General features: G+C 58.8%; 15 protein-coding genes and 1 pseudogene. 10 read left to right on the top strand and 6 right to left on the bottom strand.

Annotated features, from left to right (window positions below; genetic code table 11):
* Positions 1-10: 10 nt before the first annotated feature.
* From AC6CH2_RS07345 to AC6CH2_RS07335, 3 genes are all read right to left on the bottom strand, one after another.
* A complete protein-coding gene (locus AC6CH2_RS07345; protein WP_498268652.1) occupies positions 11-769 on the bottom strand; it encodes a hypothetical protein in 759 nt (252 codons plus the stop codon).
* A 78-nt stretch (positions 770-847) separates the two neighbouring features.
* A complete protein-coding gene (locus tag AC6CH2_RS07340; RefSeq protein ID WP_498268651.1) occupies positions 848-1,189 on the bottom strand; it encodes a hypothetical protein in 342 nt (113 codons plus the stop codon).
* A 19-nt stretch (positions 1,190-1,208) separates the two neighbouring features.
* Entirely contained in the window at positions 1,209-1,844 is a 636-nt protein-coding gene (locus AC6CH2_RS07335; RefSeq protein ID WP_498268650.1) for a LuxR C-terminal-related transcriptional regulator, read from the bottom strand.
* Positions 1,845-2,762: 918 nt separating this feature from the next.
* Between AC6CH2_RS07335 and AC6CH2_RS07330 the strand changes: the two genes are divergently transcribed.
* From AC6CH2_RS07330 to AC6CH2_RS07315, 4 genes are all read left to right on the top strand, one after another.
* A complete protein-coding gene (locus AC6CH2_RS07330) occupies positions 2,763-3,269 on the top strand; it encodes a hypothetical protein (RefSeq protein WP_498268649.1) in 507 nt (168 codons plus the stop codon).
* 14 nt (positions 3,270-3,283) lie between these two features.
* Positions 3,284-7,414 (top strand): phospholipase effector Tle1 domain-containing protein, encoded by a 4,131-nt coding sequence (locus AC6CH2_RS07325; RefSeq protein WP_498268648.1) that lies wholly within the window; start codon positions 3,284-3,286, stop codon positions 7,412-7,414.
* A 189-nt stretch (positions 7,415-7,603) separates the two neighbouring features.
* Positions 7,604-8,551, top strand: a complete 948-nt coding sequence (locus AC6CH2_RS07320; RefSeq protein ID WP_498268647.1) for a hypothetical protein — start codon at positions 7,604-7,606, stop codon at positions 8,549-8,551.
* A 46-nt stretch (positions 8,552-8,597) separates the two neighbouring features.
* Positions 8,598-8,948: a GIY-YIG nuclease family protein gene (locus AC6CH2_RS07315; protein ID WP_498268646.1), complete on the top strand. Its 351-nt coding sequence runs from the start codon at positions 8,598-8,600 to the stop codon at positions 8,946-8,948.
* Between the two features lie 903 nt (positions 8,949-9,851).
* On the opposite strand, the pseudogene AC6CH2_RS07310 reads toward AC6CH2_RS07315, so the two are convergent.
* Positions 9,852-10,753 (bottom strand): annotated as a pseudogene (locus AC6CH2_RS07310) (IS3 family transposase).
* 295 nt (positions 10,754-11,048) lie between these two features.
* Between AC6CH2_RS07310 and AC6CH2_RS07305 the strand changes: the two are divergent.
* The 3 genes from AC6CH2_RS07305 (at position 11,049) to AC6CH2_RS07295 (ending at position 14,037) form a co-directional block, all read left to right on the top strand.
* Positions 11,049-11,489 carry a transposase gene (locus AC6CH2_RS07305; protein ID WP_498268645.1) on the top strand — a complete coding sequence of 147 codons (441 nt, stop codon included), beginning with the start codon at positions 11,049-11,051 and terminating at the stop codon, positions 11,487-11,489.
* A gap of 2,056 nt (positions 11,490-13,545) precedes the next feature.
* A complete protein-coding gene (locus AC6CH2_RS07300; RefSeq protein ID WP_498268644.1) occupies positions 13,546-13,698 on the top strand; it encodes a hypothetical protein in 153 nt (50 codons plus the stop codon).
* Positions 13,699-13,788: 90 nt separating this feature from the next.
* Positions 13,789-14,037, top strand: a complete 249-nt coding sequence (locus AC6CH2_RS07295; RefSeq protein ID WP_498268643.1) for a hypothetical protein — start codon at positions 13,789-13,791, stop codon at positions 14,035-14,037.
* Here AC6CH2_RS07295 and AC6CH2_RS07290 read toward each other — a convergent pair.
* A complete protein-coding gene (locus tag AC6CH2_RS07290) occupies positions 14,002-14,538 on the bottom strand; it encodes a MepB family protein (RefSeq protein WP_498268642.1) in 537 nt (178 codons plus the stop codon). The genes AC6CH2_RS07295 and AC6CH2_RS07290 overlap by 36 nt on opposite strands.
* A gap of 1,545 nt (positions 14,539-16,083) precedes the next feature.
* Between AC6CH2_RS07290 and AC6CH2_RS07285 the strand changes: the two genes are divergently transcribed.
* Positions 16,084-16,458, top strand: a complete 375-nt coding sequence (locus AC6CH2_RS07285) for a transposase (RefSeq protein ID WP_498268641.1) — start codon at positions 16,084-16,086, stop codon at positions 16,456-16,458.
* A 113-nt stretch (positions 16,459-16,571) separates the two neighbouring features.
* On the opposite strand, the gene AC6CH2_RS07280 is transcribed toward AC6CH2_RS07285, so the two are convergent.
* Positions 16,572-17,213 (bottom strand): response regulator, encoded by a 642-nt coding sequence (locus AC6CH2_RS07280; protein ID WP_487577342.1) that lies wholly within the window; start codon positions 17,211-17,213, stop codon positions 16,572-16,574.
* 310 nt (positions 17,214-17,523) lie between these two features.
* Between AC6CH2_RS07280 and AC6CH2_RS07275 the strand changes: the two genes are divergently transcribed.
* A complete protein-coding gene (locus AC6CH2_RS07275) occupies positions 17,524-18,708 on the top strand; it encodes an EAL domain-containing response regulator (RefSeq protein WP_498268640.1) in 1,185 nt (394 codons plus the stop codon).
* Between the two features lie 198 nt (positions 18,709-18,906).
* Positions 18,907-23,616 carry an ATP-binding protein gene (locus tag AC6CH2_RS07270; protein ID WP_498269097.1) on the top strand — a complete coding sequence of 1,570 codons (4,710 nt, stop codon included), beginning with the start codon at positions 18,907-18,909 and terminating at the stop codon, positions 23,614-23,616.
* Positions 23,617-24,631: the final 1,015 nt, after the last annotated feature.

Here is a 24,631-nt window from a genome sequence, read left to right as displayed (position 1 = left end):
TCCGTAGATTTCAATTGCCGAGTGCGGACTTCACAACATCGGTCGGAACAATTCCGTCGAGAGCGCCCTTTTTGCCGCGCATGGCGCGCTTCGCCAGACGGGTGTGGTCCCACTTGAGGGCTGCGATGTAGTCGTCGTACGCCTTCATGCGCGCCTGCCAGTAGTCAAGCTCAAGCTGGTTCCTGGCGACAAAGCGACTGGCCTCGTTCTCGTTTGCGGCTAGGGCGCCCTGGCTGCTGCTGACGCTGTCGCGCTGGTTCTCGATCTGCCCGAACTCGCGGCTACGTTGCATCAGCGTTCGTAGCATCGTTACTGAGTCGTTGTACTTGGCGTTCTCGGCGTAGACCATGCGCTGACAGATTGCTTGTTGCTCACCAACGACGTTTCCATCCATCTGGGGCATTGCCTGTCGGAACACCTTGGTCAGCTGATCCTTGATGCCTCGGCCAGGACCGGGACACATGTCTTCCATGCCGTAATCGGCAGCCCGCGGCGGGAAGTTGTCCTCCATCTGCGTCTGTCCAAAGTTCAAACGCTGCAGCTTGATCACCTGCTGCTGATAGTGGCTGGCCGTTTCCTGCCACCGCTTGGCGTTCTTGCCGAACTCGACCGCGTCCTTGCTGATCTGCTCCATCTTGGCCATCAGGCCGAACGGGTCCTTCACGACCATCTGCGCACCTACCTGACCAAACCCGAACCCACTGGCGGCGATTAGCAATGCAGCGACCTTCTTGACGGAGCGACGATGCGCTGTGCTTCGAGACTTCATAGCGACTCCATGTCGTTTCTGTGGATACAGCTCAGCCGATGGGTGGGTATTGTCCAGAAGCCCAACTGGCTCGGTGGGCTATGGGCCCTGCAACTGAGCAATGCTCGTGAATTCTGTTCGGTAGTGGAGGAAGCGATGCTTGCCTTGGTCAATCACGATCAGCACCAGGCGCTTGCCTTTCCGCTGCTTGAACTTCCACTGGGCAACGCGAAAGCGAAATGCTTGACTGTCCAGCTGCATGACAGCTCCATCCAGACGAAGGCGTTGGACAATGTCTGCCAACGACTCCGTAGTGACCTCTAGACGGGACAGCGGCACATCTTCGCCGTTGCAATAGAAGTGAATGATCGCCTCGATAACATCCGCGTCCTCACTTGAGACGTTAGCGACGGGAAACGGAACTACGTTACTTCCATCCATGGGTTCTTCTTGACTCCTATTAGTCGTCCAGCAGGTAGGTCAGTCCGCTGTTAATCAGGTAAGACGTAAGCCCCGCGCTTTCAGGCAGGTCCAGCTTCTGCAGGGCTCTCACCTTGTGTGAAGAGACGGTCTTGTTGGTAATACCTAGAGCCTCCGCGACACTGGACACCGATTCGCCCTTACAGAGCATGATGATCACGCTTGCCTCTCGCGGCGTCAGATCTCGCCACGGGTGGCCCTGGTTCTTTTGGACGTCGACCTGAGGGTCCATATACTTGTGCCGTTGCGTAGCAGACTTGATCGCCTCTAGTAGCACCGACCTTGAGCTGCCCTTGCTTACGTAACTGAATGCTCCTGCATCCAAGACGGCCTCCGCTAGGAGGGCGCTATCCGATCCCGAGTAGGCGACCACACGGATGTCAGCGGCGTGGTCCAACACGGCTCTTAGGAGCGGCAACCGCTTCAGCTTGCCTGGCATAACGAGATCGAGGATCACGACGACGGGGCCGTCGGCCACGCCATCGAGCACCTCAAAAAGCGCCTCGCTATCCTTGGCCGATGAAATGGCCTCTTCCCGCACGTCCATCCGGTCCTGCAACAACTTGGTGACCATCAACACCGAAGAAAGATGGTCATCTGCAACGACATACTTCATGCACTTATCCTTAAGCTCGTTCTGCTTGGTGGCCTCCGGCCCCAGTCGCTATGTGCGTAGTCTTGCCCCAACGAAGGGGTGTTGTCATTACTGCCAAAATCTGAGATCGCGATCATCTAGAGAACTTGGAGGCGCGCCACCATGATCATGCCTTCCGATGGCGCCTTGCTCAGTAGCGCGGCAGAAGCCGCCCGAAATGCGAGAAGCTTCCGTGTCATGCGGAGTCGCTGACGCGCAGGTAGTAGGAATTTTCTGACAGCTAATCGAGGCTCAGACTTACGCGTGGATCAGAGTAGCGGCGTGGGGTAGGTGCTTGTAGGTGCTCATAAAGGCTCAATTGGAGGATCTGCAACCGGCTGCTTTTTCGATTGCAACGCTGGCGCGGCGACTCCGCTAAGTGGTTGATTTCGTGACGTTAACTCTCGTTGGCACCTCGTGCATTAACAGCGAGTGTCTGAGCCATATCTACTTCGACCGCTCGATGGGTGGCGACGAGTCCTTCCGTTCTTCCAGCGAGCGAGTCGCTTGCCCTTGGGGCTGAAGAGCCGACAGAACGACGAGGTCGACGGACCAGCAGGACTAGATGACCCTGCTCCCACTTTGCGAAGCGCGATAGCCCCGAGCGTTGTCTCACTGGTGATCAGCGATGCCATCGGGCTGCGGGCAGATCGCCATGACAAGTGTGCTTTGTCATCCCGCACCCTATTCGCTCCGGCGGCCTGGAGCCACACTGGTCAACCGTCGGAAACGTGGCAATCAGCGGACTTGTCCGATGCCCATCTCAGAAAATTCTGAGGCTTAGTTTCCGGACTTCGGCGATACTCTCGGTTTGCGTAGTCGCCATAGACCGACCCACTCTGCCATTTGTTGAAGGAGCAATCACGGATGACAACCCAAGGTACTTCACCCGAAACGCGATTGACCGATATCCCCTGGCCGCTAACTTTCGATGAATTCTCATTCGGTGTTCGCTGCTACAACACCTTGGCTAGCAACATCATCTTCATGAACCATCAGTTCGCAGTGGAACTCGATGGACCATCCGGCCAGCCAAGCTCACCCGAGTGGAAGGACCGCTGGACTGCCGGTTTCATCGTCATGTCTGAAGAGATGCCGCCAGACCCGGTAGAGCTTCGGTGGACTTCGCTGAGTGGTGTTGAACACTACGCGGAAGTCAACCTCATTGATGACATATTTCCCGAGCAGGTAGTCCTACACAACGTCCCCAAAGAGGATGTCAACGTAGATTGGGCGCGGTACGAAGGCGGTAAAACCAGCCCCCCCCAGATTCTGATGGAAATCGACGACCGGACCGTCAATGTGTACATGAAAGCGCACGTGTTGACCAAGTCCCCTCCGAATCCTGATCGGCCTGACATTGTGAGCAGCCGAGACTTGGTGCTGGCCTGGTCGAGGACGTACTAAGGAAGCTCAACGACATGGAAGACACAAAAGACAAGAAGAAGGTAGTTCATCTTGCCGAGGACGGACTACCGAAGGCCGATGTTTCGCACTATGTCGCAACACCGGAGCACCTAACAAGCTACGACCGTGCCGCCGACGAACTCTACAAGTTCAAGGTGCCTGCGTTGCTCGACACCCAGGATCGGCACTCGTACCTCTTGATTGGTCTGATGGACGGCACAGGCAACGATGCCGCGAAGGACCCGTTGCACGCAACTAACGTTGCAAGGTTTGAAACCCAGGTCTACGGCCTCAAGCAATCCGGCGTCAATGTCGATGTTGTGTACAGAGCCGGTCCCGGCACGCAGAAAAACGTCCTGGCCGAAACGCTAGACGCGGCGACCGGCCATACTAGCGAATCAATTGCTGAGCGCACTTACCGGGATTTGGTAGATCGCGCGCAAGAAATTTATGAACGTGATCCGGACGCGAAGATCGCAATCCATGCCGAAGGATTCAGTCGAGGTGCAAGTCAAGTTCCGCTTCTGGCGCGGATGATTCACGAGCGCGGCATTCCGAACTATAGCCGGCCTGAGTTTGTTCAAGACGAACACGGGAACGTTACGAAAACCTACCCGCATTTCCACCAAGCTCCTGGAGACACGCCGCTATCAGTCGGCCTTTACGATCCGGTGCCTACCGGAGCGATGCAGAAGCTGGATCGGCGTTTGCCGCCATCAGTTGTCTCTGGCTTCCAGATCAATGCCGCTGACGAGAAGCGTGGAACTTTTCCTGTTGACCGCATCATTCCGGCTGGGCTGTCGGAGGATGGACGCTTCCTGAGCGTCAGCGTGGCCGGCGCGCACTCGGACATTGGGGGCAGTTACCTGCGAAATGGTCTAGGCACGCGCAGTCATAACCTGATGACGGACTATCACAACGCTCTGTTCAGTGAGCCACTCTTGCGGCGATTGCCGGAGACCTACGACCCTCGCTTGAACGTCATCCATCGCTCGGAAGAAGGCGGTGTCTTTAAGTACATACAGTTCATTTCTGCCGCAGAGCGACATACGCCAAAAGGCGAAGTAACTAAGCTCATGCCAGACGACGGCAGTCATGTGTCAACAGACACGGCTGTTGCACTGGCTCGGCATCGGCCGGAGCCGATGGCAGCGACAGTTGCAGACGTTGTGCAGCGCGCTACTCCTGTGGTCCGCTCTGTTCCTCAGCAGATGACTGCCGTTCCTGCCGAAGAAGCGTTGGAGCAGTGGTTCAAGCATGTCGGCAAAGTCGAAGTTGAGCCGTACCGGCCACCGGTGCAATTGAGCCCGGGTGCCAAGGTCATGGCGGCGGCCGGCGTCGCCGGCATTGCCGCGAGCGTGGTGGACGCGAAAGCCAGCGCCGACCGGACCAGCACGCTACTTTCGCAAGACAATCCGCTAGCCGCTCAATCCGAGCTGACGCACTTTGCCGCCCGGGGGGCTGGCGGCTGGATAGGTGGTGCTTCTGCCGGCCTCGTCGCCACTGCGGCGGCAACTGGCCCCGGCGTCGTCGGTTTCATCGTCATTGGTGGCGCGGCCGTGGCGGGCAGCCATGTGGGCGAGCACGTCGCTACCGTGTTGGACAGCTACAAGACCCTTAAACAGACCGATCGACAGGGCGTTCACTGGGAGTCCAACGGGCTCCAATGGGTGCGGAAAGACCTGGGCGACATGATCGACGACGGCCAGAACAAGGTCGTGAAGCAAGACTTTTCGGCTGATCCGGAGAAAGCAAACGAACTGAATTACAGGGCCAGCAGTTCCGCAACCGAACTGGCCATTGGGAAGTTGCAGCCACCGCGGAATCCGTACGCGCAGGCGGCAACAGACGATGATCCGCCGAGTCAACGCCGCGCCGATTGGGAGCGTAACCCGCAGACCGGCACCTGGGATCGCAGGGTGGTCCTTGGGTTTGAGCAGCCCGGCGTGCCGATGGTTCGAGTCGATACGGCAAACCCCGAACGTGCAGCCGAGCTCGATCGCGCCTCTCTGCAAGTCATCCGCGAGAACATCGCCAACGGGCCTGCCCCCATGGCTGCTCGCTATGAGATGGTGCATCGAAGCGAGGGCTGGGAACGATTCGGCGGGGTCCCGCCCTCCATCCAATCCGCGCTTCAGGACGATTCGTTAACCGCGTCGGATGGCAAGTTGTATCAGCGCACTGCGGAAGGGCAGTGGCAGCGTAATGGCGAGTCCGTCGTTGCCGCCGGCAACCTTCGTTATGAACTGGACAGCACGCGCGCGGCGTTGCAACCGCAGTTGGCGCAGCATCAAGAACAAGTCGCCGCAATTCCGCCTCGGCAGCCGCCCACCTTGGAGGACATCGAGCGAAAGGACCTGATGGCGACCTATCTATTCCACGGAGTTAAGCCAAATCCTGAGGAATTGGAGGCCGCGCTGGAAGCAGTCAGGCGCACCCAGCAGGAGCAAGGCGTCAACCCACTGACGACTTCGCTTCACCTGGGACTCAATGCGAAGAAAGAATTTGATATCAACAGTCCGATTTTACACATCGGCCGTGATGCGGATGGCGCGAATAGGCCACAGGTCGTGACCAGTTCGTTGGAAGTACAAATGGCCATGCTTGACTTGCGTTCGCCACCGCCGACAGCGCCGGAAGCGCCAGAACTACGAATTGCGAATCTGTCACCGCAGCAACGCGAAGCATTGGAGCAAGTCGTGCGCGAGGCGAACCACTTGGGCCTACAACGAGATGATGTGCAGGCCACTGCTCGCCAGGCCGTCGCCGATGCAACCGATGGTGTTCCCGACATCGTCACGACCACGGTCGACGCCGCTCAACTGCAATCGGCGCCTAAGCCCGAGGCTGCGCGCGAGGTAGACACGCCTTCACCCACGCGGGCCAAGGCTGCGGTTGCGGTCGTTGAACCTGTCGTTGAGAAGCGGCAGGAAAATCCATCGGAGCAAGACCGTACAGAGCCTGGGCGCGAGCCGCTGGGAACTCTAGACGGTGTGCAACAAACAGCTACTGTCGCTCCGCTCGCTGCTGCGACGCCCCAGCCCGTTCGTGAAGCGGAGAACATTCGAACATTTGCCGAGCCCAGTTTACCCTCAGCACCGAAGCAGGCCGAGCCTGCGACTGTCGCCGTGGCGCCAGCCGAACCGACGAGGCCCGACGTAGTCGTTGTGAAGCCGCCGGAACAGCAAACGCCCGCGCCACAGCGCGCGCCTGACGCGCCAACGCCCACGCCTGCCCAGCCCGCCCCTCAAGTCGCGCCTGTGGCGGCCGAAGCCGAGCCCGCGCCGGATGATGGAACCTTGCGCCGCGGTGATCAGGGACAGGACGTGGAGATGCTGCAATTCCGCTTGCAGCGGGTTGGCTATGGCGGATCGCCCGATGCACCGTTGCAGCGCAACGGTCACTTCGACGCCGCCACCGAGCTAGGCGTGCGTCAGCTACAACGCGACCATGGTCTGCCGGAAACGGGAAGCGTCGATCCCGAAACTGTGCAGGTGCTCGCAGTTGCCCAGCATGCCAAGATCGAATCGCGGAAGGCTGAGAACGCCGCAGTTGAGAGCCCGGCCGCCGAAAAGTCCACTCGAACTGCTGAATTGGCGGCCGTGGTCAACGGCGAGCGAACTGCCGAAACCATCGCAGCATCGCTGACATCGCCGCTACTCGAGGTGCAACCGACCGAAACGAACCATCGAGTCGAACCTTCTGCCGCTCCCGACGTAGATCATTCGAAAGACAGCGAACAGCCCCATGCGCAGGCCGCCGACAAGGCGACGCCAGCACCGGCAATGGACGCTCAGGATCTGGCGCGCATGTCTCCTGCGGACCAAGCGATGTTCGCGAAGATTCGCGCGGGCGCGCCCGGCCACGTCTCGGATGAAACCGTGGCGGCGGCGATGCTCGCGGCGAAGCGAAACGAGATTCATGACGCAGGCAGTATCAAGCTGGTAGCCGCCGCCAACGGCAAGCTTTGGGTGGAGGCAAACACCCCGGGCTTTCATTCCGGCGTATCGCTTTCCGAGCCGCCGCCCGCGATGCAGGACACCCTGCGCGAGACGCAGGCGGTCAACCAGCGCCGCGAGCAGCAACTGGCGCAGGAGGCATCGCAACGCAATCCGGATGACCCGAGCCGTGGCCCTTCACGATAATCGGAGGAGCTACTGTGTTCTCCAGTTAATCGCCCAGTTGTCAGAGCGTGAGTTCACAGTGAAGGATGGAATCAGTTGGCGCAGTTGGTGACGCGCATATCTGGCTCGGAAAGCAGTCCCTGCCTGACCGCGTATGACATCGCATCTGCAACGAAATGAGAGCCGGCTCGACAAAGGAAAATGTCAACGATGAAAACGAAGCGCACTCGCCTTGCCGCCCTATTTTTTCTGACTGCTTGCTGTGTGCCAGTGCAAGCGGCCTCACCTAGCAACGACTCTGACGCCAAACATGCCATCAAGCTTTTTCATGATCATTGTCTTGTGCTTCGATCGAAGCCAGGCGAATTTGCCAAAGCGTTGGATAACGCAGGCACACGCCTGAAAGGAGATGAAGCCAGGCTGGTTGGCATTCGGGAAATAGGTGACAGCTGGCGCACGTTTGACGGAAATTATGCTTTCTTCCGGAACGAGTACTCGCGCTGCTATATGTACATCCTCCCTCGCGAGATTACTGGCGTCCTGGGAGAGTTCGGTGACATGGCAGATCACCCGCCGCGCGGAATGACCAGCCGAGAAATTCTGCCTGACAAGCAGCAGAAGTTTGTCAGCTTTGTCTGGGCCGGAGACGGAGCTTTGGTTCCAACGCGTATGATCATATCCCCAAGCATGGACGGGGGTTCACATTGGACTCTCAGCGCCATCGATTACAGTGATGAGCCCCCTCCCATCATTTGGGATCAGATCGGTCCCGGCATCGATACATCCAAAATGCCACGCGCACGATCACTAAGCGCCAATATTGCGATATATCCGCTAGACGGCAGCAAGGAGTTAACCAGCTGGATTGAAACCAATAAAATCAATCAGCAGGTCGATGGGTACGGAGATATATGGACTTTTGACCCAAGAAAACCGGCCAAAGGCTGGAGCCGTCTAGGCAAAATCGTATCCAAGGATGGCAGCACCGAGGTTTACACTTTTCGGGCTGGCTACACCTTGACCAACTATTTGAACTACAAGGCAGCCACCCAAGCAACCCAGGTGGCGTTGTCCAGAGCCGGAAAGGGCGAGGAACCTCGTACCGATCCTGCCAGTGGCGCTCCCTTGCCGACGAGGAAAACGGGGACTGGCGGATAAGATCGCTTGGAGAAGTCGAATGCAACGCGGAATCACGGGACCGTACATGGTCTACTTGCTCGCGGATCAGCGCGCAGGTCCTTATGTGGTCGGCATCGGCGGTCTTCTCGATGAAGTGATGCGGGAGGTTCGTGAAACGCATCGAAAACGAGTCGCGACGTCCGGCGATCGCGACTTAGCTGCCTTTTGCTTGGTGTGGTACGAACGAATGGAGACGTCCGCGGAAGCGCGCACGCGCGCGGCCGAGATCCGGCGTTGGCCTCATCGTTGGCAACGGCGGTTGATCGAATCGGTCAATCCAGATTGGTGGGAACAGTCCCAGATGGAATCCGGGTTTCCCCGCTCGTTCTGGCAATGCATTCCAGAAAAGGCTGGCAGCCGAGGCAAATCGGTCTAGTCAACGGCATTTGAGGTCATGGGAAACCTTATGAGCAAGATCATCTTTGCGATCGCGTTGATCTCCCTTCTTCCCGGGACTGGATTCCGATGACTCTTGCCCTCGACTTGTGCTTGACCAGCCCTGATGCCGTCGGAGGGGCGGGCCTGATTGCCGTCTCGCCATTGGCCGCTCTGGGCAGGCCATGGGGTCATCCGCGGCTAGTGAGCGCGGCTGGCACGTGTCGATACGCGGCGACACTGAGGGCGCGGAGCCTCTTGATGCAACCGACTTAACCTGCCGGGCGCATCGGATTTGATGCCCATTCTGTAGGTCATCTACGCCATAAAACCGCTCTATTTGGACCAGCGCTAAGCCATTGAAAACAAAGGAAACGCAGAATCGACCATTGGACTAAAAAACCAACGGGCAGAGAAAAAAGGGCGAGGAGAGACCGAATTCGACCGTAGGCAGGCCGGTGTCGCGAGGACCTTGGTCGAATGCCTCTGGCGGAAACCCTCGGAAATAAGGGGTTTTCCGTTGCCGATGAAGTCGGCAGAGACCTTTCGAAGTGGGGGAATTGGCGCGCCTAGTGGGATTCAAATCCCCGACCAATGGCGGCGTCTAGAGGGTGGGGGGGCGGGGCGGGCGCGCAGTGCGCCAGGGGCTCAGGGTCAACGTGGGGACGAGGCGCCGCGTCGATCAAGGGGCCAAAGCGTCCGGAGGCCAGGGGTAGGTCTGGGACATAACGTGTGATTCCCGGGAGTCGCAATCCATAGCCATGCCCTGTGTGGATTGCGAAAGTAACTATTAGAATCTCAAATGTTAATGTAGCCTCCTCCCCGCATTAGGTCTGAGCGGAGCTGGGAAGGCCGGCCTTGGGTTAAGCGATGAATGAATCGCCCAGGTTCTTGTAGACAGTCGTCAGCCGTTTAGTGCGTACCGCTTTTCAAGCTCTATCGGGGGCAGGCCGTCGTTGGAACTGTGCCGTCGCTTAGGGTTGTAGAACAGCTCGATGTAGTCGAACACATCGCCCTGCGCATCGGCGTGGGTGCTCTAGATCCGTTGCTTGATCCGCTCGCGCTTGAGCAAGTGGAGAAGCTTTCCGTCGCCGCATTGTCGTGACAGTTTCCACGCCGGCGCATGCTCCGCACGATGCCGTGGGCCTTCAGGAAGCTTTGCCAGTCTTCGCTGGTGAACTGGCTGCCTTGATCCGAGTGCAGGAGCAGGCCGGGCTCGGGTTTGCGGCGCCATCGTCCGTAGCCCTCTATGGCGCGCAGCCCCTCTTACTTCATCAGGCGTGCAACGCGGTGTTTGCTACACGTTCACCCAGCTCGCGCAGGTCCTTGGTGATCTTGCGATGACCGTAGATCGAGCCGTTCTCCAGCCAGCTGCGCTTGATCAAGCCAAGCGGGCGTTGATCGTCGCGCGCGCGAACACAGATCGGCTTCGCGAAGCCATGCGTAGTAGCGGCTGCGGTGCACGTGGAACACGCGGCACATTGCCGCCAGTTCGAACTCGTCGGTGTGCTGCTTCATGAAGGCGTACTTCACCTCTATCCCTTGGCAAAGTATGCGGCGGCTCCTTTAGGATGTATCGTTCATCAGTGACCCGGCGCAGCTCCGCTTTCAGGCGACGCACTTCCGCGTTCTAGTTACTTTCGACACGGCGAACCAAGTCGCTCCTTCCTTGCTGTCGCCGCCAGTTGTACAGGGTGTGCACCGACACCCCAGTCGCTCGGTCACTTCGGCCACCGGCCGACCGTACTCCACGATCTGCCGGACCGCTTCGATCTTGAATTCATCGGTGTAACGCTTCGCGCTCATAGCAACCTTCGCTGAAGCCATAGTCTATGGCTGCGAGATGTCTACGAGAACCTGGGCGATTCATATGGACAGCTACAAAGCGCGTGATGTTCTTCAGGTCCGCCTAAAGCTATCCCTTTCTCATCATAAATCACGCTACCTAACAATAGGTCCCGCTGCTCGCGAGGCTGCCCGCGCAAGGCTTTGACAAGTCAATTATTTGCATGTATTACAGGCGGCAAAAAGTTATCAATTTGATCTGGTCATGCTCGCTCAGGCCGAAGCCGAAGCGGCTATACTCCGAGGTTAAGTTCGTATGATTAAGTATGATTCTTCCTCGCTTGATTGGAAGGCCCATCTAAATGATGAGCAGTGGAATGCTATTGTGTCAGCGCTCCCCGGAAATACAGGGACTAGGGCGAGGCACGATCGGCAACACCATTACAGATCCTTTGTCGAGGCGGTATTGTGGGTGGCGGCTAACCAAGCGTTTTGGAGTGAGCTTCCCCATGAATATGGTTCGTGGCGAGCGATCCATATTCGCTTTGTTCGGTGGTGCAATGCGGGTATTTGGCCCAAGGTTGAGAGCGCTCTAGGAGCTAGTGACGACGGCGAGTTGTTAGGTCGGCTTCGAGCTCAACACCAGCAGGACCAGTTTAGACGTAGCCTTTGGCATGCGCGAAGAACGATTAAAGAGACAGATGATCTGAAATTGTCCGAGCAGCGGATAGTAGAAGTGCCAGCTAAGTTAGGCTAACTCGGCTATTGCTTCACAAACTTTGGCATTGTGGTAAGTAGGATGCCGACGAGCCTCGAATAGTTCGCATCTGTATGCAAGCGACCACGATGATCGGTGAGGTCGGGCCGCGGGGGGGGGGGGGGGCGATCTAAGCCGGACAAGATCGCCAATGCTATGTGCTTAGTGGTGTGGCGAAAATTGATCCTTTTGACCATCCGTGCGAATGCGTCGACCGATCGTCAGGGCATCCGTTGAGCGTGGTGAAGGTCAAGCCGGCCCATGGTAAATAAGGGTCCTGGCGAAACGTTTGTACCTGTTTAGGCGTTTCAGTCGCGGAGGTGGCTGGTGTCCTGGGGGAGGCGCAAGCCGCCTCTCCCGTGAAGCAGTCTGAGTTTCGCTTCTCCGAACTTTGGTCGATCTATTGCGTCTGATACCGGAAGAGTATTCGCCGCGTACAGACAGCCCTTCTATCTCCGTAGGAGGCTGGGCAGGCTACCCACCGGGTGCATGCGCTTGGCTCAATGACGTTCGAAGCTGCTACCGAGCTACTTGGCAATGCCCGCGATAGACGCACCGATTGCCCCACATTTCTTCCTCCTCAAGCACTGGTGGTCTGAGTGGAAAGTGGCTGCTTCTTCAGAAAGCCTGCGCGGCACACGCCGGTTGCACTTTCACATATGAATGCGATCGACTTCTCGAAGAGATATGTGCCGAAAGATGTAGGTGATCTTGTCGACGATTCGTATCAATGCCGCGAGCGTCGTCAAGACCTGGGTTGACGGTCTCATCCTCTACGTAGGTAAACCGCCAGAATCTGCGGCGGCGGATTGGCCCCCCCCTTTGCCCACCGCCCTGCACGCCCGGTCCCCCAGCCGGGCGTGCTTCTTTTTGTGCCTATGACTCTGCGAACTGGCGTTGCCCGCGACTACTGCGATCTCGTCACTCACGCCAACAGGGCGCTCTTGCCCAATGAAGAAGGAGGCACAGAGCACTGGGCTGCTTCGATGCGGACCAAGATCCCTTCCTCGTCGAAATGGCTGGTGGACAAGCGCGCTAGGCTTGCCGGAGCTATCGCCCGCTACGACGACGAAGCTAAGGCGGCTCGATTGTTCGCGGAAAGTCTTGATAGCCGAAGCAACGAGCTAAGCAAGAACCTTCGGCGATAGGCCGAGCACTCGCGCTGCACGAGATGGGCCTGGACCCGAACACAATCTCGGCGATTGGAGTCCAGAGTGAGCCAAGGTTGCTACCTAAATAGCACCTGGCCCGGCGCATCTTGACGTGTCTTCGCCAGGCCAAAGGCGAGTAGCGATCTACATCAGAGGTCATGTCGTACGTCGTTATGACCTCTGGAATTGAAATAGATGCGACTAATGAGGCGCATGTGCACTCATGCGTGCGCCGCCGAATGAAGAATCTGCATGTTGCCGGACCTGTTGTCCGGCAACATGGGAGGCAAACATCACGGGAAGGTTATTGGATGTTGCCGACCGCCTCGGGCAGATTGATCATGACCCACCCGATTGGCGAGAGGGTGACGAGCTACTCAGGTGCTTGCGCCTGAGCGCTCAGGAAGCCGTACTTTACAATAGTCTTCGGCGCGGCCGCTATCAGCGGCGATCCTCTAAGCTTCGACCCTTACAGCTGCTGGAGGGTGAAGCTAACCTCGACGGAATCGCGGCACTTGTAGTACTTCTTCGGGAAGCGCATGAAGCAGGAAACGCGGCTTGAGCATTTGATATAAGACGATCACTGCACTCAGCGCTGTTGATGGCGCCTGCCCGGGCCCCACTATTTTATATCGCATTGGAACTCTTTGAATTCTTTATTTGGGAGGTCTTTCCCTTGGCTGCCGGAGAGGAGATAGCCTTCGATCTAGATAGAGATGAACTATATGAGCAATTAGGAATTTTCAGTCGCACAGCCCTGCAACTAGAGGATCAGGGGACGATTGGATTGGTCGACGATTGATCTACCCGTGAGTGGCGGAAGACATTTTCCCATCATTTCGGTTTCGATCTGTACTTCGGGCTAGGTCCGCGTTTTCGGCTGATTAAGCCGCCTGAAGGCGCCGATGAAGATGCGCGCAATGGGGCTGTCTGCTTTGCGCAGCGGCATTCAACAAAAACTAATCCAGGACGAAGTTACGGCGAAAGTGCGCGCGATTAGCATCCAAAAAACCGGAAGGGAAGCGTTCTTCTTCCGAAACTACATCCTCGTGAGCTAGATCGCCCCCGCACAGTCGAGATCGCGGTCAAGGCCGCACCAATGCCTCTGGTATCCCCCGCTCACGCTTATTCCGAATAGGGTCATTCAGATGGCAACTGCTCAGCAGCAGGTGGATACCCGTGATTTGGCCGCCTTGCTGGCGGGCACCGATGAGCAAGACCGCGTTGACCAGCTCGCGTACGAAGCCGAGCGCCTGATTCCTCATAATCTTCGCGTCGGCGGCGTCTACGCGGCCGGGTTGGTCAGCGACCTGCTCTGTCCGACTTTTGAGAACGAATTGAGAACATATTTAATGAGTACATCAGGCTTGAAAGAGTTTTCGCACCTGTTGCGGTGATTCAGCTGTCCCATCCGCCGCAAGGGGAAGAAAGTGCTGGGTCTGCCATTGCTGTGTTCGTACTGCGTCTTTTGCAGTTGGACTACTCCACGGTGGATATACGCGAATGGCTCTCTTTCCGCCTTTGCCGTTGCGCGACATGATGCCTTTTGCAATCAGGAGCTTCTGATTGAAGATAAATTGCCCCCGGTAGTCAGCGTCTGACACACTGACTACAACAAACTGCACGTCGTCAGTGATATCGAGCGGCGCAATTTCACTGTCTGGCGTCGGTCGTTTCCAGATTGTCACGAACTGACCAATCTTGGTTGGTGTTGTCTTGGCAACGCGGAAGGCTATGACATAACCATCAAGGCCAAAGCGGAAGGCTCCATACTCCGCACTTTCAGCCTCGCGCTGGACTGGGTGCGTCACCTCCATCCCGGCGTACTCATATACATCTCGAATGGCGGTATTCAGCTGGTCCAAGAAAGGATTTAGCGTGTTCTTGCTGGAGGTCATGGGGTTCCTACAGGGTGTTGCATCTGAGCAACTGTGGGGACGTTCTTGCCGTGGTCGGCTACCGACGCGACGGGGCAGGGTGCAACTCCGGGGACTTGTGAAAGCTGGAGCCGGCGGAACCGTCATCTTTGTACTTCCTATAGACTTTCGCCCGCCCGCGCAGCAGATCTATACGGCCGTGAGCGATTCGAGTATTCCTGCTCGCGTCGATGTGAAAGCGAATGGCGATGTCCTGGCTTCGCAGCCGGGGGCGGCGTGGCCGGCTGGCTATCTCTGGATGAGTCTTGTTCTTTGCTGAGTAGCATATATCGGCATCAGCGAGCTGTCTGTAACAGGATAAGCCCTTGTTGCCAACAAATCGGCCCGCCGCGCTTGCGGCAGAGATTGTGCAAAGAGAAAGGCCCCGTTGTCGGGGCCTCTTCTGGCTACCCGCTGAAACCTACTTCCAAGATGCAATTTCCTTCCTAAGATCAGGATTATCAGCCAGTTCCGCTAGCAGTTGGGGAATCTCGGAATCTTTCTCGAGGCACTCTCTAAGAACTTTGAGTAAAAGCACTCGGCTTTCACCGTTTGAGCGATCCTTCACGAGCGAAATTAACTCGGGCAATGTTGTCTCGCTCACAGCAGCCCTTAACGCCAGCGCTAAGTCATCTTTGGCAACCAGTCTGTACTGCTCGATTTCGCCAGGTCCGACATATCCCGTGCCGGCGGCATCCCCTAGCAGAGCTATCGCCTGCGCGGTACTTCGGGCAGCTACGATGGGGATCGCTCGATCGACGAGACCGAGCTCACGACGGCGCTAATCGACCTGGTGCCGGCACCAAGTGTCCCACCCGATGCATCGTCAACCACCCCCCGCCATCGTGCCGTCCCTGCCCAAGCCGGAAAGGTTGATCCAAGACATGACTAGCTTCGATCCCCTGGCTGGCATCGACTTGCTCTTTGCCTTAAGCGGAAGAACGACGAAGCACGAGATGTTGCTCGCACTGCCGCGGCATAGTGACACTCCCCTGCTTTGAGTCGGGAATGGCCGAAGTGCAAGTTGAGTGATCCCTGCGAAGCATGTGGACTTCAGTCCCGAGGTGCTTCCCTCGGCACTGATGGGACTCCGCGGCGAGAGCCGGGTCCGGACTGCAGTCGTAGCGGATCACGGCAATTGGGCTAAGACATTTCCCTATAGGCATGCTTTGGTGGGCTTTGTACGATGCCCTATATTGTGATGACCATCACTTTGTTCGGATTCCACAGGTAGTGCTTGAAGGGGATGGGCTCAGGCCCGGAAGCGTAGTCACCACAGAAACGTCGTTGCTTCGATCGCGGCGTTGGGGTGCCTGCATTCACAACTACTGCTTTCAGCGAGCGCTCGAGTGGAGTTCGGCGAGGGCAAGGGCGTAGGAACGACGGAAGGTCCGCGAGTCAGCGACTGCGATGGAGGATGCGTCTTGCGACGAAATCCGTTCTATCTTGAGTTCAATGTGCCGACGGCAATCGAAGTCCGCTGCGCCTTGGTAGCTCTGACTTGACCTACTAGGAGATGCCGCTGAGATGAACATTGAAGTCACCGCGAAGCAATACGCAGAGAGGGTCAGCGACCTGGATTGGCAGAAGATGATTTTTGCGTTGCCGCCAAGGATGGCTGCCAGGGTGAGGTGCAGTGAAGAAGAGTACCGGCGCTTTGTCGAGGCGGTCGTCTGGGTGGCGTGCAACTATGCATTTTGGAGCGAGCTGCCAAGCGCCTACGGCCAATGGCGAGCGACCTACGTGCGCTACATGCGTTGGCTCGATGCCGGAATATGGACTGCGATCGATCGCGATCTTGCCTCGGATAGCGTCTGGGCCGTTGCGTTCAGGCTGATGTTGGAGAAGCAGTTGCACCAACAGCTACGTCGACGCTCGCGTATCAAACGGAAGGTGCCCTAGTCGACCATGGTGTACGGCCAGGCAGGTCTTCGCGCAGCGCGCCGTTCGCCGACGGCTTCATGCCGCCGCCCGCGTCGCCGGAATCGACACTGGCGCAAGCGGCGTCGAGTGGGTCACCCGACTAGGTAGGTCAATCCATTGCGTTCCAGGTATCGGCCGATCTCTTCGTTCGACCTCAGCCCCAGCTTGCGCATGGCGTTGTACTTGTGAGTGGTCACGGTCTTGTAGCTACGCGAACTATCGATTGCAATTGCCTGCAGATTCTCGCCACGTGCAAGAGCAAGCACGACTGCCTGCTCGCCCGATGTGAGTTGATACCAAGGGTGATTCTTCGCGGACACCACATCTATCGCTGGATCGACGAAGCTATTGCCGAGCATCACTGCGGAAATGGCGTCGATAACGATTCGCGGGCCGCTGGATTTGGAAACGAAGCCTAGGGCGCCGAATTCCAGCGCCGACAGGGCCAGGCAAGGCAGTTCTAATCCCGTGTAGATAATGATTCTCAACTGAGGCTGCCTGGAGAGCGCCTCCTTGAGCAAGGCAATACTCTTGAATCTGCCGGGCATATACAGGTCCAGAACCAGGCAATCCAGCGGGGCCGATTCCAGGATTCGGAGAAGGCCGTCGCCGTCGGAAACCGAACCCACGACGACATTGTCGCTACCCAGCTTTGCCTCTAGCATCTCAGTCAGTGCGAAGACGATGATGGGGTGATCATCCGCAATCAGTACTTTAATAGGGTTCTGATCCATGCTCGGCTTGAGCCCAAGGAGCGGATTGGAGACGGTTTGACCGGCCAATTGTCACCAGTATCACACATTGTTCACTCACGTTCGCTCACGTGGCAGGTTAGACGCTACCTGTGCCGGGTGCCGCGCATCCCGGTCGACGAGCGCCTACTTGGCCAGGATCGGGAGCTGCTTTCCTTGGATCGTCGCGGGCGACTAAGGAGGACCTACCAAGGTGCAGAAGACCGTTTGCGGCGCTGGGACGAGAACAAGCAAAGTCCTGATAGTCTGGTTCTCGAGCTTGTCCGCCGCTTTTGAAGGGAGCTAAGCAGTCATGGTGGCGCCGCCCCGCACAAGCTGCCTCGAGATCCTTATCGTCGACGACGACCCGACCATGGCCGAGATCATTGCCGCCATGCTGTGTGACGCGGGAGAGGCTTCCCTTTCGATCGCCTACGCAGGCGAAGAGGCGCTGGCGATCGCCACCCGGCGCAAGATCGATGTCCTGGTCTGCGATTTGAACATGCCTGGGAGGGATGGGGTTTGGTTGTTGACCCGGATGGCGGAACTTGTCGTTCGCCCATCGGTGATCCTGATCAGCGGGGAAGATCCGAGAGTGATCGATTCTACAGGGCAGCTCGCCGAGGCCCGAGGGCTGACGTTGCTCGGCACGTTGCGAAAGCCCATCGAGCAGAAGGCGCTGCTGAGCGCCCTGTATCGGTATCGGTACGAAGCCGCGCCGGATGCGCAGAAGTCCTCGCGGCCGCCATTCGATTCCGCCCGGATCGCGCAGGCGCTGCGCGGGGACGCTGTGCAACTGGCGTTCCAGCCTAAGGTGTACCTGCCCGATAGGACGCTTGCCGGGGCCGAGGCTCTGCTGAGGTGGCATGATCCCGAGTTCGGCTACATACCCGCCAGCGAAGTCGTCGATGGTGCAGAGGCGGTCGGCTTGATAGATGAGTTGACCTTGGCCGTGCTCGCGAAGGCCATTGCTGCACGCAGGGCGATGTCGAAGCGAAAACTGGACGTCGGGATTTCGTTCAATATATCGATGAGAAGCTTGAACAATCCGGAGCTCGTCAATCGGATGGTAGACCTCACCGCCGCCTCGAACGACCGTTTCGATCGCTATACGGTGGAGGTGACCGAAACCCACCTGATGCACGAGCCGGCCAAAGTCATGGAGTCGCTGATCCGATTCAGGTTGCGGGGGTTCAGGATTGCCATCGACGATTACGGCATGGGCGCAGCGGCGATGCAGTTTCTGATGAAGTTGCCGAGCAATGAGCTGAAGATCGATCGGATGTTCATCGCCGCCGCACCGGCCAGCGCGCAAGCCTACGTATTGCTCCAGTCGGCGGTCGAATTGGGATTGCGGCTCGGGCAAGTCGTGGTAGCCGAGGGCGTGGAAACCCAGGTCGAGTCCGAACTGGTGGAGGCGCTTGGTTGCCAGCAGGGGCAGGGATACCTCTACGGGCCGCCGATGGATGTGGATGAGTTGATCCGGCGGTATCATTAGCGGTGCCAGACTGGGGCTGGCGTGGGACGATCCGCTGGCGTGCGTTCGTGTTCGGGTGGGGAGCGAATTCGGACGTCTTCGTGGACGACGGACGTTTCGATCGGCTTCGACGTCGGGAGATTGCGGTCAGTTTCGCTCGGAGGACACGCGTGCGACCCCGGTATAACTGTTGAATACGGCGAATCAGATAGCGTGAACATGCCGCGCACGGTCGTCCATGTGCTTGCCCTGGTCCTGCTTATACTCGGCTGGACCAAGGCCGCTGCCAGGCCTGCGCCCAGTCCGGACCCGTTGTCGACAATCAGCCTGAGTCATAGCCGCGGCGAGGGCGCGTTCGACCTCTTCGATCGCCACAAAGGACTCGCCAGCGACCGAGCCCTGAAAGTCCTGGTGGACCGCCACGGGTTCGTATGGGTCGGTGGCAACAACGGCCTGCACCGTTTCGACGGCAGGGACTTCTATACGCTCGACCGTGATCCGAACAATCCCGATTCGTTGGCCAGTCGGATCTCTCAATTTCTGGCTGACACGTCTGGTGCGCTGTGGATCGGAAACGAGGACGGCGTAGTCCAGCGTCTGGATCGCGCGACGGGACGACTGGAGCGCACGCCGATACGGACCGAAGACGGTCAAACTGCGACGTCCATCTATTGGATGGGCAGCGACAGTACCGGCGCTCTGTGGCTGCACACGAATCTGGGGCTCCTGCGAATAGCGACTTCACGGCGAACGGCTTCCGTGGTGATGCCGAGCTCAGCATTCACTAGCGATCTGACGAGCTTCGAGTTCGATCAGGACCGCAGAATCCTGTTCGCATCGGTCGGTTCCGAACTCAACGCGATTCGATTCGACGCTGATCGCATCGATCCTGTTGCTGTCTTGGCCACGATTCCGGGCGGCCGGTCGATCACCGGCATAGCGGCCGATGCAGAAGGGTTGTGGTTCGTCGCCGGCGACCAGTTGTGGCGCATGCGGGCAGGCGGCGTCCCAAACCGGATCGCCACTCCGGTGCCCATGCTGCGGGCGACGACGATGGTGGTCGATCGCAATGGAGTGCTCTGGCTCGCGAGCAACATCGACGCCAAGGGCGGTTTGTACCGGCTCGACCCGAAGCGCGGCGAACTTTCTGTCTATCGCCACTACGCCACTGATCCGCAGAGCCTGGCCGACGACCGAATCTGGTCGCTTGCGGTGGACGGCAGCAACACACTGTGGATAGGCACTCGTGGCGGCGTCAATCGGCTCCGGCTGATGGACAACGGTGTCAAGAGAATCGGCTTGCCAGGCAAGAACACGGCCGCCGTCTGCGCGCTGCACGAAAGCGCGAACGGCGAGCTCTACGTGTCTCTTTGCAGCGAAGAGCTACGCAAGTTCGATTCGGTGCGTTGGAGCTGGGAGGCGATTCCGCCAGCGTTGCGACAAGCCCTAGACGCGACGTATCCGGGCATAGCCACGACTATCAGCGACATTGTCGACGACGGCGAAGGTGGGCTGTGGGTCGCTGGTGGCATGGGGCTTGTGCACTGGGGCCGCAACGGGCGGGCGGACCCAATTCCGTTCGAAAACCGGCCCGCGGTCTATACCACCGCCATGGTCGTGGATAGGACGCGTGGTCTGTGGGTGATAACGCATTCTCACGGCCTGGCCCTGGTACCGCCCGGGCAGAAGCGGCTGCGTAGCATTGGGATCGGCGCGGATCGAATCCTGACGAGCCTCGTCGCCGGACCGGATGGATCCCTGTGGCTGGGCTCCGAGCGTGGGCTGTTGCACTACCAGCCGGATTCGGGCCAAACGACCCAATTCAGCCATCGCCCCGACGATCCGGGCAGCCTGTCCGACGACCATATCCTCGACTTGTACTTCGACGGCCGGGGCGTGCTTTGGATCGGGACCCGCGCGGGACTGAACAGGGCGATGTTCGGTCACGATGGGCGCGTCCGCTTCCGTCGCTACGGCGTCGCTGATGGGCTTCCGGACCAGACCATCGAAGCGATATTGAACGATGCCGCGGGCGAGATTTGGGTAGGCACGGACCGAGGCATCGCCCGGTGGCTTCCAAAGGCAGATCAATTCAACGCCTATACCTCGATAGACGGGATTCCCGACGACACTATCAGGAAGTCTGGCGCGGTGAACGGTCGCGACGGCAACCTCTACTTCGGTACGTCGAAGGGACTGTGGCGAGTGGATCCCCGCCGTCTGAGCCATACCGATCCCGGCGTGATTTCCATCGCCAGCTATGAGATTGGCGATGCGACATTCGTCAACTATCTCGGTCGCGAGTTGCGTGGGATCAGGACCTCATTCAGCGACGGCCGCATCGCCTTCCGGATCGCGAGCTCCGGCGCGTCGCGTTCGCTGTCGTACCGCCTGGCCGGCTTGGAGGAGCAGTGGCAGGACTTGCCGGCCGACCTATCTATCGCCTATCACCATCTCGCGGCCGGGAAGTACGAATTGCAGGTCAGGCAGTTCGATGGCCAGGGCGTCCAGGTTCGGGAATTGTTGTTGTCGGTGGAAGTCGATCCTTCGCCTTGGCTTACTTGGTGGGCCAAACTTACCTACGCGGCGGCAGCTGTTTCGCTGGCGACGTGGCTCATTCTCTCCGTCCTCGCCGGCCGTCGTCGCCGCCGCGAGTACGTAAGTACGTTGCGCGAACGCGACCAGCGCCTGCGCCTGGCGATGTCGGCCGCTGGCGGCGTAATGGTGGAAATCGACCTCCAGCGCGGCGGCGTCCGTCATTTGGACGATGCCGCGCTGGGGGCTATCGATATCACGGACTATGTCGCCCTGGTTCACCCGGACGACAGGAAGGCGATAGAGGAATCTTTCGAGGGCCTGCGCGGCCTGTCGGCGGGAGATCTCGATATCGAGTACCGGCTGCGCAGTACCGATGGCCGGTGGACCTGGGTCAGGTTACGCGGCCAATTGATGGGGCAGCCCGGCGGCGTGCGCGAGATATTTTCCGGCATGATCCATGACGTGTCCCAAGAGCGGAGCTATAGGGAATTGCGCCAGCGAGGAGAGTTCCTGGCGGTTATGAGCCACGAAATCCGCACGCCCTTGAATGGTGTGGTCGGCATGATCGATCTGCTCGACAGGACACCCTTGAGTACCGATCAGCGAAAGATGCTTCACACATGCAAGGAATCCTCCTCGATCCTGCTATCGCTGATCAACGACGTCCTGGACCTGTCCAAGATAGATGCGGGGAAGCTGGACCTGCAGAAGAGCGACGTACCGATACGTGCCCTGGTCGAGTCCGTCGCCGGTGCGTTCAGCTCCCAGGCCTACAAGCACGGCATCGACATCGATGTCTGCATCGCGGCCGACGTGCCGGGGCATGTGGTGGGCGATGCCACGCGCTTGCACCAGATCTTCGCCAATCTGATCGCCAACGCAGTGAAGTTCACCGAGAGCGGCGGCGTCGAGATCGATGTGACGATGGATGGGCCCGACAGGCTCCGGTTCCAGGTGAGCGACACCGGCATAGGCATGGACGAGGAGGGTATTAAGGGCTTGTTCCTGCCGTTCCAGCAGATATCCGGGACCACTCAGCGCTACGGCGGCACCGGACTCGGCTTGAGCATCGTCAAGAGCCTGGTCGAGGCCATGGACGGACATATCGTATGCGATAGCCGATTGGGGCGCGGCACGCGCTTCGACCTGGTGGTCTCGGCCCCGGCCGACGCTTCCTGCGAAGCGACGCCGAAGCGATTGCATGGCGTTCGTGCACTGGTGGTCGCGCAAGATGAGGGCGGCCGGCGATTCGTCCGCGAGTTGCTGCATTGGCTGGGCGCGGAGGTCGAATTCGTGTTCGGCGTCGAGGAGGCCATGACTCGGTTGCAACAGGTCGCTGCGGCGCCGATCGACGTGATCCTGATCGATAAACGAGAGCCGCTGCAAGTAGGCGTCGAATTGACCGAGCGCGCCGGCACCGCACAGTCCATGCCTATCGTCGCCGTCCGCAGGCACAACACGGGCGACGTTACACCTGATCGGCTCAACTGGATCGACGGTTGCCCGCTCACCGAGGCAGGACTCCTGCGTGGTATCGAGCTAGCTCTACGGCGAGTGAAGGAAGAGCGGCAGTCGCCCCCCTACCGGAACCCGGCTTCGCCCTCGAATGTTCCCTTCGCTCAGCGACCGATCGCGTTGCTGGCCGAAGACAACCCGACGAACCGTGAGGTCGCGTTCCGGCAGCTCCAGTTGCTGGGACTCCGCTGCGACATGGCCAAAGATGGGGAAGAAGCCTGGACGCTGCTACAGCGCTATCCAGGTCGCTATTGCGTGCTGATCACCGATGGGCAAATGCCGCGCCTGGACGGCTATCGACTGGCCGAACGGATTCGTAACAGCGAGGCGAGGCACGGGGGGGCGAGATTGAAGATCCTGCTGTTGACTGCCAGCGTTCTCGTCTCCGATCGAGAGCGATGCTTGGCGCTCGGCATGGATGGCTTGCTCATCAAGCCCATGCTCATCGAGGATTTGAGGGCAAAGTTGCGCGATATCCTCCCTCCCGACGGCTTCATCGAGCAGGCCGACGCAGCGAATTCGCGAAGCGGCATTCCCGCTGGACTATCGAAGCTGCTAACGCTGTTGAACGGCAATGAGGCCGCGTTGCGGCGTCTGCTCGAGATCTACCTCGGCACCAGCGAAGTCGACGCGACGGCGCTGGAAAGCGCGATGCAATCGCGGGATCGTCGAACGATGGGCGAATTGGCGCATCGGATGAAGTCGGCCTGCTTCCAGATGGGACAAAGAGCGGCCGGAGATTGCTTCGAGCGGGTCGAGCAAGCCGCAATCGGCGACGATGCGACGCTGCATGCGTTGACCGACGAAGCGCTTCAGGAGCTTCGTCGCTCGTTGGAGATGGCAAGGCGCTATCTGGCCCAGTTCCATTCCGGTTGACCAACTCCCACGCGCGCAGCCGTGTCGAACGGATCGCCGCGCGCCCCGCAACGCCATCGTCCTGATTAGGCCCCAGGGACAGCCGAGTCGCGGCGAGTACAGCCCCAGTGCCCGCCCTCGTCGATTGAGCGGCTCTAAGACTTTTCCCAGTATCGAGGCTGATAGGCACCTGCTTAAAATGAGATATACGTCACATTAAGCTAGGGCTATGTCGGGGGACTCGAATGTCAACACAGATGGCTGCACTTCCCAATTGCTGAAGCATGGCCCGGACAAGATCCGGTGGGTCGCGCGTGCTCTATCGCAGCGCTGCGTCGGACTTGAAGCGCCTATAGGACGCCGCCGCCAGCGAATGGCTGGGGCCGGCGAGGGATTGCAGCGCATCCAGGCGATCTGCCTGCCACCGTCAGGGCACGATGGCGAAGGAGTTGCCGCGGGTCGACGAGGGGCGCTTAGCCGCCGCATATGCGCAGCATCAGCCCATCATCGTCGAGCTATTGAACCATGCCGAAGATTTCGAGCTTTGAAGCAGTCGTAGCAGTTCGATCTGACATGAATGCATACGAGGGGATGCTATGGAATCGAATCTTACTGGCCATGCAGACGCAGACGCTGGTTGGCATCGCTATCGAATGCTCACTGAAGCTAACGCTTCCTCACCACAAGAAGCGGCCGGTCCACAGACTATTCGTCGATTGCGACTCATTTCCCAACGATCGTCGTGCACAGTCATTGCGAGACGGCGAATTCGCTTGCGACTTCGCTATTGCCGGGTGTAGAAGCCTTTGGAATCGAACGTGAGCGCTTATGTCCGGAGAGGGGAAGCAGCGCTGTTCCGGTTCCGCACATTGCGCCCGTTCTTGCCACATCTCCCCTAGAAGCCGCTGCATGGTTCGCTCCGCGAAAGCTTCAGCTCATCATCCGCTGCACGCGCTCGCCGCAGTCACGCACGAAGCGTGAATTTCTTCATCCAACGCATCGACTTGTTCGTACCCAACAACTGTCACTGACATAG

This window comes from Lysobacter sp. GQ73 (assembly GCF_059758755.1).
Note: the sequence above shows the minus strand (reverse complement) of the source record. Positions and strands in the feature narration are given on the sequence as shown.